Raw genomic sequence first — 15,791 nt, 5'->3', positions numbered from 1 at the left:
GGAGCTAGCTGGAAGCGGCCGCGGCGGGGGCGGAGCTGGAGCTGCCGGACGAACTCGAGGACGAAGACGCGCTCGAGGAAGATGACGAGTCCGAGGACGTGCTCGACGAGCTGCTCTCCGAGCTCTTCGAGGGCGCGCCGTTGGACGAGCTCTTGCCCGACTCGCGGTTGTCGGTGCGGTAGAAGCCGCTGCCCTTGAACACCACTCCGACCGAGCCAAAGAGCTTGCGCAGCTTGCCGGAGCACTTGGGGCAGGTGGTCAGCGCGTCGTCGCTGAATGCCTGCACCGCGTCGAACCGATTGCCGCACTCAGTGCACGCGTAGGAATAGGTAGGCACGAAAACCCTCCGAGTTGGTCAAACTTGTTAGCACTCTACCGGCTCAAGTGCTAGAACCGCTACGTGGGCCATGTCATTCCCGCGGGCCGCCGGCGCCGGCGCACCGGAAGATTAGCGGTACTGGTCGTGGTGGCGGTAGTCGTGGCGGTGCTGGCCGTGCTCGTGGTGGCCCGGATGCGTCAGGCCGACCCGCCGGCCCAGCCTTCAGCCCCGCCTTCGGTCCCGCCTCCGACCACCGGTCAGGTCAGGCAGCCGACACCGCAGACTCCCGGCTATGACCACGCCCGCGCGCTGTTGGCGGGGCTGCCGGTCAAAGGCTGGGACCGTGACACCGACTACGCCCGGTCCCGCTTCGGGGAGGCCTGGAGCGACGACGTCAACGTCGAGTTCGGCCACAACGGCTGCAATACCCGTGACGACATCCTGCGCCGCGACCTGGCCCAGCTGACTGTCCGCCCCGGGACCTGCTACGCCGCCAGCGGTGTGCTGCACGACCCCTACACCGGTGCGGAGATCGCGTTCACCCGCGGGCCCGACACCTCCGGCACGGTGCAGATCGACCACCTGGTGTCGTTGTCGGACGCCTGGTACAAGGGGGCGCGCACCTGGGACCCGCAGCGGCGCAAGGATTTCGCGAACGATCCACGCAACCTGATCGCGGTGGCCGCGCAACCCAACTTCGACAAGGCATTCCGCGACGCGGCCAGCTGGCTACCGCCCAATGTCGCGTTCCGCTGTGAGTTCGTGGCCCGCCAGGTCGAGGTGAAAACCGCCTACCAGCTCTGGGTCTCGGCGAAAGAGAAGGACGCCATGGCGGCGGTGCTGAACAACTGCTAGCCCGCCGGTCTGTGCTGAGCGCTAAACCGAGGATCGCTGCTCAATAGTGACTGGAATCCTCGGTGTAAGCACCCGATGTCCCTGGCACCAGGCTGCTAGCCCGGCTGGTAACGCGGCGCGATCATGACCGGAACCGGGGAGTGGCGGAGGATCTTTCCCGCGGCCGAGCCGAGGAACACCTGCGCACTCGGGGCGGCCGCACCGGAGCCGAGCACCAGCATGTCCCCGGCGTCCCACCCGATGCTCTGCACAGCGGTGTTCCAGTCGTGGCCGGCGCCGACCACCACGTCGACGTCCGGAACCGCCATCTGATCTCGAATGGCGTTGAGCTGCTTGGTGATCTCGGCAATGGTTCGCCGTGACCACTGCTGGACCACCAATTCCTCGGCCGAGGATTCGATGGTGCCGGCGAATGCCGCGGTGTTGCGGACCGTGAACGAGACGATGCGCAGCTTGGCCTTCCACGACGCGGCCAGCTCGGCGGTGGCCGGGATGAGCCCGTTGACGTCGGCTTCCCCGCCGTAGGCCGCGGTGAGGCGGCGGATGGGGGCGTCGGTCTGGTTGTACCCGCGCGGCGCGAAGACCACCGGCACCCGGGCGGTGTGGACCAGGCGCTCGGTGACGCTGCCCAACGCGACCCGGCCGATCATTCCCGACGAGGATGAGCCGACCGACACCACAGTCGCCCGGTGGGCATCCGCGAGCTCGATCAAACCGGTTGGTATCGACGTGGATTCGTGCACGACCGGGGTGACGTCGAGGTCGATGGGCAGCACCGCGACCGCGCGCTGCAACGCCTGTGTGGCCTGCGCGCGGACATACGCCAGATACTCGCCCTCGACCGGGTCGTCGCGTGGTGGCCAGGCCCGCTCCACCACCGCCGCGGCGATCACCTTCTCGCCGGTGGTACGGGCGAGCTGGATGGCCAGATTCAGCGGCGCGCTGCTGTGCCGGCTGGCACTGAATGCCGCCAGGATGGTCACGACGCATGCTCCTGGGTGCGCATGCGCGACACCACATGGGTAACCGGGATCTGGTATTCGGTGCGGGCCCGGTCGACGACATCGAAACGGTGCCACACCGAATCCTCCGGCGGCAGAGTTGAAATCACGATCTGGTCGGGCCGGAACGTCTCGACGGCATGGGCCAGTGCCCGCAGCGGGCGGTAGTCACCCAACTCACCGTCGGCCTTCAACTGCTCGGAACGCAGCGTGCTCAGTGTCTGATCGAGGCGGCGCTGGGCCGCACGCGTGGTGGCCTCGGAGATGTCGAGTGGACCATGGGTGGCGGCCACCCCGGTGTCGATCGGACTGGCGGGCACCACGACCTGATACAGCGCGTCGCGGTCCGCGCCGATGCGCCGTAGCTCGTCGAGAAGTTCGTTGGATTCGACAGTCTCGTTGGCCAACACCAACACTCGGTGCGGATGTTCGGCGCCGGGTTCCGGGGACACCCCGGCCACCTCGGGCCGGTGCCCGATGAACCAGCGGTTGGCCAGGAAAAGCAGGATCACCACGGCCCACGACGCCACGCTCAGTGTCAGGGCCTTCCGGTTGTCCCCGCCCTGTACGTACATCTGGATCAGGATTCCGAAAATGGCCGCGGCGGTGAGCAACGACAGCACCGGGAACAACCACATCTTCACCTTGAGCTGGTCCGGGGAACTGCGGTACCGCAGCACAATCTGCGAGATGCAGATGAGTAGGTAGACGAACAGGATCACCGCGCCGCTGGAATTCAGCAGGAACGCGAAGATGGTGTCCGGCCAGAACGCTGCGGCGATCACACACAGGAAGCCGATGACCGAGGAGGTCAGAATCGCCGGCGCCGGAACGCCGCGCCGGGTCACCGCGACCAACTGTGGCGGCGCCTCGCGGCGGGCGGCCAGCACGAACAGCATGCGCGATGCGGTGTACATCCCCGAGTTCAGGCAGCTCAGCACCGCGGTGAGCACCACCGCATTCATGATGTGATCGGCGTAGGGGATACCCATCTCGGTGAACACCGAGACGAACGGTGACGCGACGTTGCCCGCGGCGTCCTTCTTGAAGTGATCCCACGGCAGGATCGTCGTGATCAGGAATGCCGAGCCGACGAAGAAGATCGCGATGCGCAAGATGACCGAGTTGGCGGCCTTGGCGACCGCCCGCTCGGGATCGGCGGACTCGGCGGCGGCGATGGTGGCGATCTCCGCCCCGACCATCGAGAAGATCACCGTCACCACGCCGACGGTGACGGCCATCGCGCCCATCGGGAAGAACCCGCCGTGGGAGGTCAGATTGGAGAAGTCCATGTCCTTGTTGGGCCACAGCCCGAAAACGAAGAGAGCCCCCAAGCCGATGAACGCCAGGATTGCCGCCACCTTGATGCCGGCGAACCAGTACTCGAATTCACCGAAGGACGACACCGAGAACAGGTTGGTCGCCGTCATCGCGATCAACAGGAGCAGTGCCGTCAGCCAGATGGGTACGTCCACCCAGAACTGGATGATCTTGGCTCCCGCGATGGCTTCGAAGCCGACGACGATCACCCAGAAGTACCAGTACAACCAGCCGACGGAGAATCCCGCCCAGTTGCCCAGCGAGTTGCGCGCGTAATCGGCGAACGAGCCGGTCGACGGATTGGCCACCGCCATCTCGGCCAGCATCCGCATCACCATGATGACCAGGACACCGGCCAGCGCATAGGTGATGAATGAGCCGGGCCCGGTAGCGCCGATCACCACCCCGGAGCCGACGAACAGGCCGGCGCCGATCACGCCGCCGATGGCGATCATCGTCAACTGTCGCTGACTGAGCGCCTTTTTCAATGCGGGTGTGTCGCCCATGTGCGCACCGTCCTCCTCCGTTATTTGTGACTCAGGTCACAAGCGGACAGAAGTGAACGCTATGCCCGGCGACCGGTCGGCGGAGCCGAATTCGGGCTGAAACTGTCGGAATCTGACCCGGCTCGTTCAGACAGCTGCCGAATCCGGGTGGTACGGCCCGGCCCGACGAGTCAGCGCTGCAACGTCACGATTCCGCCCGACGGCGTCAGAGCATGTGTCATCCGTACGTCGTGGGGATCGGCGGGCAATTCGTCGACCAGTTCGTCGTCACGCACCACCGCGACCAGCCGTGCGTGCGGTGCGGCGTAGATCAGGCTGCGGTCGTAGAACCCGGCGCCCCGGCCCAGCCGGTTCCCGTTGCGGTCGACGGCCAGCGCGGGCACGAGGACCACCTCGGCATCTGCGATCCGTCCGGCAGGCAACCAGGGTGGTGCGGGCTCGCGCAGGCCGAACTCGGCGGCCACCAACTTGCCGGGCGCGTACTGCCCCCACTGCATCGGCAAACCCCGGCCGTCCTCGTCGGTGCGGGCGACCGGAAGCAGCACGCGCACACCGAGTTCCAACAGAGCGTCCAGCAGGGCCTGCGACCCTGGTTCCGAGCCCACCGGAACGTAGGCGCACACCGTTTGCCCGCTGCGCACCAGGGTGGGCAGCCAGCGGCAAAGTGCCTGCGCCTCACTGTCGCGGCGGTCGGCCGGTACGGCCCGTCTTGCACGGAGAACGCCGGTTCGCAAATCGGTCTTGGTCGGCGGGGTCACGCCCTCCACCTTTTCAGAACGGACGTTAGTGTGTGAACGATGAGCACGTCTCACAAGGCGCCTGAGGTGCCGATTCCCTACACGGCCGTGGTCCCGGCGGCCGGTCTGGGTACGCGATTCCTCCCGGCGACCAAGACGGTCCCCAAGGAATTGCTGCCGGTGGTCGACACCCCGGGCATCGAATTGGTGGCGGCCGAGGCGGCTGAGGCCGGTGCCGAGCGGCTGATCATCATCACCTCCGAAGGCAAGGACGGCGTCGTCGCGCACTTCGTCGAGGACCTGGTGCTCGAGGGCACGCTGGAGGCTCGCGGCAAGAAGACGATGCTGGAGAAGGTCCGCCGCGCTCCCGCGCTGATCAAGGTCGAGTCTGTGGTGCAGGCCGAGCCACTGGGACTGGGGCATGCCGTCAGCTGCGTCGAGGCCGCATTGGCTCCCGACGAGGACGCGATCGCGGTGCTGCTGCCCGATGACCTGGTGCTGCCCACCGGTGTTCTGGAAACCATGTCGAAGGTGCGGGCCAAGCGCGGCGGGTCCGTGTTGTGCGCCATCGAGGTGCCCGGAGACGAGATCAGTGCCTACGGCGTCTTCGACGTCGAGACCGTGCCCGACGCGGCCAATCCGAACGTGCTGCGGGTCAAGGGCATGGTGGAAAAGCCCAAGCCCGACGATGCGCCGTCCCCGTACGCCGCCGCCGGCCGCTACCTTCTCGACCGGGCGATCTTCGATGCGCTGCGTCGTGTTTCGCGCGGGGTGGGCGGGGAGATCCAGCTGACCGACGCCATCGCGCTGCTGATCGAAGAGGGCCACCCGGTACATGTGGTTGTGCACCGCGGAGCCCGACACGACCTGGGAAATCCCGGCGGCTACCTGAAGGCTGCGGTTGACTTTGCGTTGGAACGTGACGACTACGGCCCTGATTTGCGGCGGTGGTTGGTCGAACGATTGGGTCTGACCTGACAGGAGGGCTGGCAACGAGCTGGCCCGGTACGCCGCACGTCGGCCCGGAGATGGGATAGGAAGGCGTGTTGTGCGTTCGGTGGAGGAACAGCAGGCTCGGGTAGCGGCTGCCGCAGTGGCCCCCCGGCCGGTGCGAGTGGCCATCGCCGAGTCGCAAGGCCTGATGTGCGCCGAAGAGGTCGTGACCGAGCGGCCGATGCCGGGATTCGATCAGGCCGCCATCGACGGCTACGCGGTGCGCAGCGTCGATGTGTTGTCCGTGGGTGACGGCGCCGGTGAGATCAGCCTGCCGGTGATGGGCTCGATCGAAGCGGGTGCGCGTACCCCGAGCCGGTTGCAGCCGCGGCAGGCCGCGCGGGTGCAGACCGGCGCGCCGATGCCGACGCTGGCCGACGCGGTGCTGCCGTTGCGATGGACCGACGGCGGTGAGAGCCGGGTCCGGATCATGCGCAGCGTGCGCTCGGGTGCCTATGTGCGGCGCACCGGCGACGATGTGCAACCCGGCGACGTAGCGGTGCGGGCCGGCACGATCGTGGGCCCGGCCCAGGTGGGCTTGCTGGCCGCGGTGGGGCGTGACCGGGTGTTGGTGCACCCACGGCCCCGGCTGTCGGTGATGTGCGTGGGCGGTGAGCTCGTCGACGTATCCCGCAGCCCGGGGACCGGGCAGGTGTACGACGTGAACTCCTACGCGCTGGCGGCGGCGGGCCGGGATGCGGGTGCGGAGGTCAACCGGGTCGGCATCATCAGCACCGACCCCCGGGAACTGCGGGAAACCGTTGAGGGCCAAGTCAATCGCAACGAGATCGTGGTCATCGCCGGCGCGGTGGGCGGAGCCGCCGCCGAATCGGTGCGGACCGTGCTCGCTGAACTCGGCGAGATGGAGGTGTCCCGGATCGCGATGCACCCCGGATCGGTGCAGGGCTTCGGTCAGCTCGGCCGGGACCGCGTTCCGGTTTTCCTGCTGCCCGCCAACCCGGTGAGCGCGCTGGTGGTGTTCGAGGTGATGGTGCGCCCGCTGATCCGGCTCTCGCTGGGCAAGCGGCAGCCGATGCGTCGCATGGTCCAGGCCCGCACGCTGTCGCCGATCAGTTCGGTGGCCGGGCGTACGGGATACCTGCGCGGGCAATTGATGCGCGACCAGGACACCGGCGAGTACCTGGTGCAGGCCCTCGGTGGGGCGCCGGGGGCGTCCACCCATCTGCTGGCCACACTGGCCGAGGCGAACTGTCTCGTGGTGATTCCGAGCGAAGTCGACGAGGTTCGCACCGGCGAAACGGTGGATGTGGCATTCCTGGCTCAGCGCGGCTGATAAGACTTCATTCGATGAATGAAGGTGTGACGAATCGACTGTGCGGATGAGCCTGTTCCGGTCCAACGCTTTTCACCCCGGGTGGCCCGGTCCGATCGGACCGGTGCGGGTGAAGGCCGGTGTGGTGCGGCTGCGTCCGGTGCGGCTGCGCGATGCCGCGGTGTGGAGCCGCATCCGGTTGGCCGACCAGGCCCACCTGGAGCCGTGGGAGCCGGTGAGCGGTGTGGATTGGCATGTCCGCCATGCCGTTTCGTCGTGGCCCGCGATCTGCTCGGGGCTGCGCAGCGAGGCCCGGCGAGGGCGGATGCTGCCTTATGTGATCGAGCTCGACGGGCAGTTCGCCGGCCAGCTCACGATCGGCAACGTCACCCACGGCGCGCTGCGATCGGCGTGGATCGGCTACTGGGTGGCCAGCGACAAGACCGGCGGTGGGGTGGCGACCGGTGCGCTCGCGCTGGGGCTCGACCACTGCTTCAACGGAGTGCAGTTGCACCGGGTCGAGGCCACGGTGCGCCCGGAGAACGCTGCGAGCCGGGCAGTGCTGGCGCGGGTGGGCTTCCGCGAGGAGGGTCTGCTGCGCCGTTATCTTGAGGTGGACGGCGCCTGGCGGGACCATCTCTTGGTGGCGGTCACGTTGGAGGAGCTCAAACATTCGGCGATCCAGGCCCTGGTTTCGGCCGGCCGGGCCAGTTGGTGCTGATTCGGCTGGTTCTGGGCGCGGCGCGCCGCGCCGAAACTGCGCCCACGGTCGCGATTTCGCCGGATCCGCAGCCCTGGAAGCAATCTCAGCGAAGTTCGCCTCGTCAGCTGTTACCAATGTGGCAAATGTGACTGTTGGTGCTTGTATCGATCGAATTACAGGTGTGTAATTGTGTCGGCGCGCCACCCATGGATGCGCTGGTCACAGACCTAGCCTGAAGGGGAAAGGAGCAGGCGTCATGCCAAGCATCCCCCAGTCACTGCTGTGGATTTCCCTTGTCGTTCTCTGGCTGTTCGTTTTGGTCCCGATGTTGATCAGCAAGCGCGACTCGGTCCGGCGTACCAGTGACGTCGCCCTGGCGACTCGAGTTCTCAACAGCGGCCGCAACGCACAACGGTTACGACGCGGCCCCGCCGCCGGGCATCACAGCGATCCGCACTGGCGGCCGAGCGCCGACCACCTCGACGAGGATCTCGATGAAGAACTCGAGGACGACGAGGCACCTGTCGAGGTGCGGGTGCACGCCACGGTGCAGCACACCGTCGTGGTGGCAGCGGTAAGCGTCGAGACCCCCGAACCGGACTACCTTGACGTCGACATCGTCGACGAGGACTCCGGCGCACTGCCGGTCGGCACGATGGCCGAGGCGGCCGAGGCAGCGGCCGAACCCGAGGAAGTGGCCGAGCCCGAGCTCGAGCTGGAATTCGAGACCGAGCCCGAGGCCGAGCCTGAGGCGGAACCCGAGCCCGTCGCGGTCGAGGAGCCCGTCGAGGAGCCCATCGCGGGCTTCGAGGCTGTCGAATCGGAGGCTCAAACCGAGCGCATCGCAGTGGATCTCGACGAGGCCGAGGATCCCCAGGATCTCGAGGACGTTCAGGAGGACGAAGATCCGGAGGATCTCGCCGACGACGAGTACGAGTACGTCGCCGACACGTCGGGACTGGAACCCGAGGCCGAGGCCGAGGACGAGCCGGCCGACGAGCAGCAGGCCGACGAGCCCGTCGCGTCGCTGAGCGCGACCCGGCAGCGTCGGTTCGAATCCAAGAAAGCCGCGGAGATCAGCGCCCGCAAGTTCCAGTTCCGCAAGCGCGTGCTCGCGGTACTGGCCGCCACGTTGCTGTTCTCGGCGGGTGCCGCCCTCCTGGTGACGCCGTCGGCCTGGTGGGTGTTCGGTGGTGCCGGCACGCTGACCGTGCTGTATCTGGCCTACCTGCGCCGTCAGACGCGCATCGAGGAGCAGTTGCGGCGTCGTCGTGCGCAGCGGATGGCCCGGTCCAGGCTGGGCGTGGAGAACACCGACGACCACAAGCTCGACGTCGTGCCGGCACGGCTGCGCCGGCCCGGTGCGGTGGTGCTCGACATCGATGACGAGGATCCGATCTTCGAGCACCTGGCGTACGCGTCGTACGCGTCGACGTCCCGCGAATACGATCTACCGCGCGCTTCCGGGCAGTAGGGCGGCCGGTTTCCGGTTCCGGGCGGATGGCTGGTAGCCTTTCCACTCGGTATCAGGGGCTATAGCGCAGTTGGTAGCGCGTCTCGTTCGCATCGAGAAGGTCAGGGGTTCGATTCCCCTTAGCTCCACCAAGTTGGAATAGGAAAGACCCGCCGGAGACGGCGGGTCTTTCTCTTTCCTGGAGAACGCACCGGCCGCAGTTCGTCGGTAGTAGCGTCGTCGAACAGCGAATGCGAATCGAAGGACACACCATGACCGTCAGCATCGTTGACGTGGGTCCGAATCAGGTCAGCCGCTCCGTGGAGGTCAATGCCTCTGCGGCCGAACTGTTCGCCATGATCGCCGACCCGCGTCGTCACCACGAGATCGACGGTTCGGGCACCGTCCGCGACAACGTGTCGTGCCCAGATGACATCGCTCCGGGTGCGAAGTTCACGACTGGGATGCGGATGTACGGGGTGCCCTACCGGATCACCAGCGTCGTCACCGCGGTGAGACCCGACGAACTCTTTGAATGGCGACATCCGGTGGGGCACCGTTGGCGCTGGGAGTTCACCGCACTCGCCCCCACCCTCACGCGCGTGACAGAGACATTCGATTACCGCGACACCGGGCGGGTCAAGGACACGCTGAAGTACTACGAGCGAATGGGCTTCGCCAAGGGCAACGCAAAGGGTATCGAGTCCACGTTGACCAAGTTGCACGACCGCTACGCGACTTGATTCGCGTCGAGGGCGTTGCTTACGTCAGTGCGCGCGATCGCAGGGTGATCGGTAGGTCGTCGGCAGGGGTCGGCCCGGTGCCCCAGGTCAGCTGAGGGCGATAGTCGTCAGGCACGCTCCATTCAAACCGTCTCAGCATCTGGTGCATGGTGGTCTTGACTGTCATATCGGCGAACTGCTGGCCGATGCACTTGTGGGCGCCGCCGCCGAAGGGGGCGAACACGTAGCGGCTCACCGTGGCGCGGGACTCGGAATTGTTCACGAACCGTTCCGGATTGAACGTGTCGGGGTCGGCCCACCAGTCGGAAAGCCGCATGGAGGCATAGACATTGATGGCCACCTGGGTCTTGCGTGGGACGAAGTGCCCGAGGATCTCGGTGTCGCGAACGGTCTGCCGGAAGAGCGCGCCGGCCGGTGCATACATTCGGAGGATCTCCTTGAACGCGGCATCGAGCAGTGGGTAGGCATCCAGGTCGAGCACCGTCGGGCTGTCATTCGGGAGGCTGATCGCCTCCTTGCACAACGCGTCCTGCCATTGCCGGTTCCGGCCCAGTTCGTAGGTCAGCATGGACAACGCGATGGCGGTGGTGTCATGCGCAGCCATCAGCAGGAAGATCATGTGGTTGACGATGTCGGCCGGCGTGAACCGTGCGCCGTCTTCATCCTCGCTGCGGCACAGCATCGAGAAGAGGTCGGTGCCGTCGCCGCCCTGGCGGTCGGGAACCTGCTCGGCGAAGTAGCGTTCGAGCCGCTCCCGGGCCCGTAGACCCTTGGCCCACACGCCGCCGGGTACGTCCGCGCGTACCAGCGCCTGCCCGCCTCGCACGGTGTCGTGGAAATCCGCCGACAGTTGGTCGGACTCGGGACCGAGATGGGTGCCGACGAACACCTCCGCGGCCTGTTCGAGCAGCAGGTGCTTGATGGACGGATAGAACGGAAATCGCTGTGCCGACGGCCAATTGCTCAGGGTGCGATCGATACTGGGCCGCATCAGTTCCAGATAGCCGTCCAACGCGCTGCGGGTGAAGGACTGCTGCATGATGCGGCGGTGGTCACGATGTTCGTCGAAGTCGAGCAACATCATTCCGCGGTGGAAGAACGGTCCGATGACCGGTGCCCAGCCGCGCGTACTGGAGAAGACCTTGTCCCGGTTGACCCATGCGGCTTCCAAGGCGTCAGGGCCCATGAGACCGACGACGCGGAAGCCGACGCCCCCAGCCCACGACACCGGCCCGTAACGCTCGTACCGGTCCCGGGCGAAGGCCAGGGGGTCGGCCAGTGAGCTCAATACATGGCCGAGGAACGGAAAACCGTAATTGCCCATGACGGGCTTCAGATTCGATCCCCGGGGCGGCATCGCCAGCGGACGCTCGCCGCTCGGAAATCTGGAGGTGACGGCCGCGCCCAAGGTTTGGAGGCGGTGCGTGTTCGCAGGCGAACAAAGTTCCATTGGGTCCTCCCGGTCACCTATCTGGTACGAAACCGTGCCAGAATGTGATGGTGGTGTCAACGACCAAACGCGTCTACGGGGGCCAATCGGCCGAAGCCCGCCTCCGCCAACGGCGCGAGCGTCTGCTGGCAGCTGCAATGGATGCCATGGCCCGCAATGAATGGCGGGGAGTGACGGTCGAAAAGGTCTGCGCAGCTGCCACTCTCAACAAGCGGTACTTCTACGAGAGCTTCACCGATCTGGATGCCCTGTCGGCTGCCGTCGTCGACGACATCGCCGAGGGCGTACGTCGCGCCGCGGTGGCCGCGGCGGACGCGGCCGCGCATGAAGCGCTGGAAGTCCAGGCGTTTGCGAGCGTGACGGCGGCGGTACGGGCACTCGTGGACGACCCGCGTCGCGCCCGTGTCCTACTCGGTGGGGTGGCAGCGTCGCCCGAGCTCGATGCTCACCGCACCACGGTCATGCACCGGCTCACCGGCGTGCTCATCGATCATGGCCGCACCGTGCACGGCGTCGAGTTGGAGGCGGACCCACTGGCCAAGGTGGCACCGGCGTTCATCGTCGGCGGGACGGCCGACGCGATCCTGGAATTCGTCAACGGTGGCGTCGACCTGTCTCTCGACGATTTCATCGCGCAGCTCGCCACTCTGTGGCTGATCACCGGAAACGGAGCCGCGCAGGTGGCCCGCGCCCGGATCACGGGTGTGTGACGAGGTACGTCTCGTTGTCCAGGCCGGCCGTGAGCTCGTCGACATCGAAGGGCCGGTCCAGGCGCGCATGCAACGCCTTGGGGTCGATCAGCAGATTGATCTCAGCCGTCTGGCGGGCGAAGAGCCGTCCGATGAGCGGGTAGATCCGGCGCATGACCGCTCGCTCTGCTGAGCTGCAGCGTGATGCGCAGTAGCCGACGTGGCCGATCTCGTCGGTGAGGATCTCGCTGTAGAGCAGTTCGATTCGTTCGGCGACTTGGGGCTCGTCGGCGAAGAGCTCGGCACCGGCACGGCGCAGTTCGTCAAACATGATGCAGCCGGCCATCTCTGCGGCTCCGACGAACGTGAAGCCGAGGCGCTGGGGGAGGAACACGCCGGTCTTGACGAACTGCCGCATCACAAATGGCGGGGGGACGACCTGGAAGGTCAGGTCGAAGACGTCGAGCGCGTATGCCAGCAGCCGGGTGTGGTAGTGCTCTTCGAGTTCGAGGTAGACATTCTCGGGCGGCAGATTCTCGTCGCTGTTGCGCCCGTAGGTTTCGCCGAGTCCCACGCCGAACCGTTCCGCCTGATTGAGTTTGGCGGTCGCCAGCAGAAACAGCATCTTGCGGTCCAGGCCGGGTTCTGGCCGTCGGCGGCGCAGATTGCGAAGGAAGACGGCGCGGTCGGCGGGGTGGGCCGAGCGGACGGGGTGTTCCTCGAGTTCGGTGAAGAATCGCTCTCGATTCGCCAACCGCCTGTTGAGCAGGTCGGCTTCGCCGTCACGCCTGGCCAGGAATTCCCGGTAGCCCTCGATGCCGGTGCGGTTCATCGGTTCTCCATCCCTTTGACAATCGTTGTGACATAACGGTTCAACACCGAAGAATCGAAGACTCCGGTGGCCAGCAAGGCGAACAGGCCGGTCAGGAAGAACGTCGCGAGCTCACTCGCATTCCGGTCGGCAGACACCTGCCCTGCGGCTTGCGACCGGCTGATCACCCTCACCAGGAACTCCGCGAGCGGGTGCTGTGCCAACTCGTCTTCGACCGGACGCGTCGAGGAGAAATGCAGGCCGAGCATGTCCCGGAAAACCGCTGCGCCCAACCGGCGTTCGGCACTGAGGACCCGACGGACGACTTGCGTGAGTATCGACTCCAGATCGCCTTTGGTTTGGGCGAGTTCGCGGACGATCCGGGTTTCCTCGTCGCGCTCCGCCTCGATGAGAACGTGCTCCTTGGTCGGGAAATGGAAGTAGAACGTTCCCCGTGCCACGCCCGCCGCGGCCGCGATCGCGCTGACATCGGCGGCGGCCAACCCACGGCCCGAAATCTCGGCCAGCGCAGCGTCGAACAAGCGGGCCCGGGTTTCGATTCGGCGGGCCTCACGGACACCCCCGGCCGGTGATTCGGTCACGGATGGTGCGTGTCGCGACGTCATGGCGGCCACCGTACGCCCACTCGCTGACACTCGTCAATGACGACTGTCAGCGAGATCGGGAGTGTGCGTCCGTATGAAATTCCCGCACTGACTGTCGCGATGGCGCGCTTACGATCCCTGGATGGGCGACTATGCACAGACTTTGGTCGATGTTGACGTGACCGACGCCGAAGCGCCGGCGTTGAAGGCCCGTCTCGAGGCTGGTTGATCGAGCGGGGGGTCGTTGCCGAAGAGATCACCGACTGTGTGCTCGGAAATCCGGGCGGGCATCCGCCGGGCGAGCGCTACGGCTACGCGATCGGTAACAAATCGGTTGCGGCGCCGCACTATTGGACCAACGGCTTGGTGGTCGAAACCGGCCGGCAGGTGTACCACGGCGCCGATCTGGAAGCAGTGACCTGCCCGAAGTGCAGCCACATCGAGGCGATGTTTCCTCGTGAACAAGGACGTTGGGACACCGCGTTCGATGCCGCGATCAGCGAGTGGCTCGCGGGTGGGCCCGGGCTTGTGCCGTGTTTGAGCTGTGGTGCGGGCATCGGACTCAACGACTGGGACTGGGGCTACCCGTGGGCATTCGGTGCACTCGGCGTGACGGTCTGGAACTGGGATGAACTGTCAGAGGGTTTCATTGCCGAGATTCGTGACCTGCTCGACGGGCACCGCCTCGTCTATGGCTATTACAAGCTCTGAGTGTGGCCGGAAGGCGCAGTTCGTCCACCTGGTCGAGTAGTCGACCAGGCCCGGTTAGGATGGGCCCGTGGAGGATCAGCCCGCGGGCTCCAGTCGCGTGGCGCGCCGTCGTGACCGGCGTAAGGCCGAGATCGTCAGGACAGCCACCCGGATCTTGACCGAGTCCGGCTACCAGGGTATGAGTCTGGAAGATGTCGCCGAGCAGACCGACATCGCCAAGGCCACGTTCTACCACTACTTTTCGTCCAAGGACGCCTTGGTGGCCGCCGCGCTGGAGACCCTGACCGAGGAAGTGTTGCAGCGGCTCGGGGCCCGTGAGGAGGCCCTCGGAAAAGTCGGTGCTCGCGAACACCTGGCGGCCCTGATCGATGAACAGATCCGCATCCTCACCGAGACCGCACCCGAGGTGGCCGCGGTGTTCTCTTGGCCGCGTGGTTGGCCGGAGGTCTTCGAGGATCCGATGAAGGACATGCGGCGCCGTCATGACGCGGTGTTCCGTCGGGTGGTGGATCGCGGTGTGGCCGATGGCGAATTCACCTGTCCCGACGTCAATGTCGCCCTGCAGTGCCTGCACGGGGTTCTCAACCAGTCCTCGGTCTGGATCGGACCGGGGATGCACGACGACGACCGTGCGGAACTGCGCGCCGCGATCGTCGACCGTGCCCTGTGCCTGTTCTACTGAACGGTATCCGGCTGCGCGGACGGGAAACGGGGTGAACGCTTTTCACGCAGGGCGGTGTAGCCCTCCACCACGTCCGGTCCGAGGAAGGTCAACATCTCATAGGCTGCGGACTGGTCGAAGATCGGGCCCGCGTTGCGCAACCAGTTGTTGAGCGCACGCTTGGTCAGCCGGATCGCCTGCTGGGCACCGGTGGCCAGATTGTCGGCGATCCGCAGTGCCTCGTCCAGAACCTCCTCCCGCGGAAGGGCTTTGGCGACCATGCCGATCCGTTCAGCCTCGATCCCGCCGATCATCTCCCCGGTCATCAGGTAGTACTTCGCCTTGGCGGTACCGGCCAGCAGTGGCCAGATGATGGCGGCGTGGTCGCCGGCAGCCACACCGAGCTTGACGTGGCCGTCGCCGATCCGGGCGTCCTCGGCGATGATCGCGATGTCGGCGAGCAGCGCGGCCACAGCTCCGGCCCCGACCGCGACGCCGTTGATCGCGGACACGATCGGCTTGTCGCAGTTGATCATGTTGTAGACCAGATCGCTCATCTCGCCGAGCATGTGTGACACCCGGTCGTAGTCACCGGCCATTCGCTCGACCATGGCCAGGTCGCCGCCCGCGCTGAAAGCCTTGCCGGCGCCGGTGATCACCGCGACCCGGGTCTGCGGGTCGGCTGCGACGTCTTTCCAGATGTTGGCCAATTCGGTGTGCATGCCCTCGTCGGCGGCGTTGTACTTCTCCGGCCGGTTCAGCGTGATCAGCAGGACGCCGTTGTCCCGGCGAGTCAGCGTCAGCTGCTGGTAATCAGAGAAATCCATGGGGAGCGTCCCTCCTGTCGGCATGCGCGGCCTGCACGCACTCTGTTCAACCGAAGCTACGGTTTTTCGACTGTGCAAGTCAATTATCGACTGAATGGTTGATTTTCGATGCCCGTCGGCCGATAGTGGGCCAT

General features: G+C 66.1%; 17 protein-coding genes and 1 tRNA gene. 10 read left to right on the top strand and 8 right to left on the bottom strand.

The genetic code is table 11. The features are described from left to right. Nucleotides 1–4: 4 nt before the first annotated feature. Entirely contained in the window at nucleotides 5–337 is a 333-nt protein-coding gene (locus ACZYZ7_RS31245; RefSeq protein ID WP_135457924.1) for an FmdB family zinc ribbon protein, read from the bottom strand. Nucleotides 338–400: 63 nt separating this feature from the next. Between ACZYZ7_RS31245 and ACZYZ7_RS31240 the strand changes: the two genes are divergently transcribed. Further along, on the top strand, nucleotides 401–1,174 hold the full coding sequence (locus ACZYZ7_RS31240; RefSeq protein WP_463742509.1) for an HNH endonuclease family protein: 774 nt from the start codon (nucleotides 401–403) through the stop codon (nucleotides 1,172–1,174). A 95-nt stretch (nucleotides 1,175–1,269) separates the two neighbouring features. Here ACZYZ7_RS31240 and ACZYZ7_RS31235 read toward each other — a convergent pair whose 3' ends face one another. From ACZYZ7_RS31235 to ACZYZ7_RS31225, 3 genes are all read right to left on the bottom strand, one after another. Beyond that, on the bottom strand, nucleotides 1,270–2,157 hold the full coding sequence (locus ACZYZ7_RS31235) for a universal stress protein (protein ID WP_463742508.1): 888 nt from the start codon (nucleotides 2,155–2,157) through the stop codon (nucleotides 1,270–1,272). Continuing rightward, the gene (locus ACZYZ7_RS31230; RefSeq protein ID WP_135457920.1) at nucleotides 2,154–4,001 is read right to left on the bottom strand and encodes an amino acid permease; all 1,848 of its coding nucleotides are present in this window, start codon (nucleotides 3,999–4,001) and stop codon (nucleotides 2,154–2,156) included. Before ACZYZ7_RS31230 ends, ACZYZ7_RS31235 begins: the two co-directional genes overlap by 4 nt. 170 nt (nucleotides 4,002–4,171) lie before the next feature. After that, complete coding sequence (locus tag ACZYZ7_RS31225) at nucleotides 4,172–4,759, bottom strand: 5-formyltetrahydrofolate cyclo-ligase (protein WP_463742507.1); 588 nt, start codon at nucleotides 4,757–4,759, stop codon at nucleotides 4,172–4,174. 39 nt (nucleotides 4,760–4,798) lie between these two features. Here ACZYZ7_RS31225 and ACZYZ7_RS31220 point away from each other — a divergent pair, with 39 nt between their 5' ends. The 6 genes from ACZYZ7_RS31220 to ACZYZ7_RS31195 all read left to right on the top strand — a co-directional run bounded on the left by ACZYZ7_RS31220 (nucleotide 4,799) and on the right by ACZYZ7_RS31195 (nucleotide 9,903). Further along, nucleotides 4,799–5,716 (top strand): UTP--glucose-1-phosphate uridylyltransferase, encoded by a 918-nt coding sequence (locus ACZYZ7_RS31220; protein ID WP_450073021.1) that lies wholly within the window; start codon nucleotides 4,799–4,801, stop codon nucleotides 5,714–5,716. Between the two features lie 70 nt (nucleotides 5,717–5,786). Next, nucleotides 5,787–7,025: a molybdotransferase-like divisome protein Glp gene (gene glp, locus ACZYZ7_RS31215; RefSeq protein ID WP_135457916.1), complete on the top strand. Its 1,239-nt coding sequence runs from the start codon at nucleotides 5,787–5,789 to the stop codon at nucleotides 7,023–7,025. A 46-nt stretch (nucleotides 7,026–7,071) separates the two neighbouring features. Continuing rightward, complete coding sequence (locus ACZYZ7_RS31210) at nucleotides 7,072–7,725, top strand: GNAT family N-acetyltransferase (protein WP_450073020.1); 654 nt, start codon at nucleotides 7,072–7,074, stop codon at nucleotides 7,723–7,725. Nucleotides 7,726–7,963: 238 nt separating this feature from the next. Continuing rightward, nucleotides 7,964–9,181 (top strand): divisome protein SepX/GlpR, encoded by a 1,218-nt coding sequence (gene sepX, locus ACZYZ7_RS31205; protein WP_463742506.1) that lies wholly within the window; start codon nucleotides 7,964–7,966, stop codon nucleotides 9,179–9,181. Between the two features lie 55 nt (nucleotides 9,182–9,236). Beyond that, nucleotides 9,237–9,312: transfer RNA gene (locus ACZYZ7_RS31200), tRNA-Ala, on the top strand. A gap of 120 nt (nucleotides 9,313–9,432) precedes the next feature. Continuing rightward, nucleotides 9,433–9,903 carry an SRPBCC family protein gene (locus ACZYZ7_RS31195; protein ID WP_450073018.1) on the top strand — a complete coding sequence of 157 codons (471 nt, stop codon included), beginning with the start codon at nucleotides 9,433–9,435 and terminating at the stop codon, nucleotides 9,901–9,903. 19 nt (nucleotides 9,904–9,922) lie between these two features. Here the strand turns inward: ACZYZ7_RS31195 and ACZYZ7_RS31190 are convergent, their stop codons facing one another. Next, nucleotides 9,923–11,353, bottom strand: a complete 1,431-nt coding sequence (locus ACZYZ7_RS31190; RefSeq protein WP_463742505.1) for a cytochrome P450 — start codon at nucleotides 11,351–11,353, stop codon at nucleotides 9,923–9,925. Nucleotides 11,354–11,400: 47 nt separating this feature from the next. On the opposite strand from ACZYZ7_RS31190, the gene ACZYZ7_RS31185 reads away from it, so the two are divergent. Further along, the gene (locus ACZYZ7_RS31185) at nucleotides 11,401–12,063 is read left to right on the top strand and encodes a TetR/AcrR family transcriptional regulator (protein WP_463742512.1); all 663 of its coding nucleotides are present in this window, start codon (nucleotides 11,401–11,403) and stop codon (nucleotides 12,061–12,063) included. Here ACZYZ7_RS31185 and ACZYZ7_RS31180 read toward each other — a convergent pair. Then, entirely contained in the window at nucleotides 12,050–12,874 is an 825-nt protein-coding gene (locus ACZYZ7_RS31180; protein ID WP_463742504.1) for a hypothetical protein, read from the bottom strand. The genes ACZYZ7_RS31185 and ACZYZ7_RS31180 overlap by 14 nt on opposite strands. Continuing rightward, entirely contained in the window at nucleotides 12,871–13,479 is a 609-nt protein-coding gene (locus tag ACZYZ7_RS31175; protein WP_463742503.1) for a TetR/AcrR family transcriptional regulator, read from the bottom strand. The genes ACZYZ7_RS31180 and ACZYZ7_RS31175 overlap by 4 nt, the downstream gene beginning before the upstream one ends. A gap of 204 nt (nucleotides 13,480–13,683) precedes the next feature. Between ACZYZ7_RS31175 and ACZYZ7_RS31170 the strand changes: the two genes are divergently transcribed. Then, nucleotides 13,684–14,169 carry a hypothetical protein gene (locus ACZYZ7_RS31170; RefSeq protein WP_463742502.1) on the top strand — a complete coding sequence of 162 codons (486 nt, stop codon included), beginning with the start codon at nucleotides 13,684–13,686 and terminating at the stop codon, nucleotides 14,167–14,169. A 67-nt stretch (nucleotides 14,170–14,236) separates the two neighbouring features. Continuing rightward, nucleotides 14,237–14,851 (top strand): TetR/AcrR family transcriptional regulator, encoded by a 615-nt coding sequence (locus tag ACZYZ7_RS31165; protein ID WP_463742501.1) that lies wholly within the window; start codon nucleotides 14,237–14,239, stop codon nucleotides 14,849–14,851. Here the strand turns inward: ACZYZ7_RS31165 and ACZYZ7_RS31160 are convergent. After that, entirely contained in the window at nucleotides 14,845–15,657 is an 813-nt protein-coding gene (locus tag ACZYZ7_RS31160; RefSeq protein WP_463742500.1) for an enoyl-CoA hydratase/isomerase family protein, read from the bottom strand. The two genes, ACZYZ7_RS31165 and ACZYZ7_RS31160, sit on opposite strands and share 7 nt — an antisense overlap. Between the last annotated feature and the right edge of the window lie 134 nt (nucleotides 15,658–15,791).

The sequence above is a fragment of the Mycobacterium sp. IDUB_17 genome (assembly GCF_055419465.1).
The sequence above is the reverse complement of the archived record's forward strand: the minus strand, read 5'-3'. Positions and strand labels throughout refer to the sequence as shown.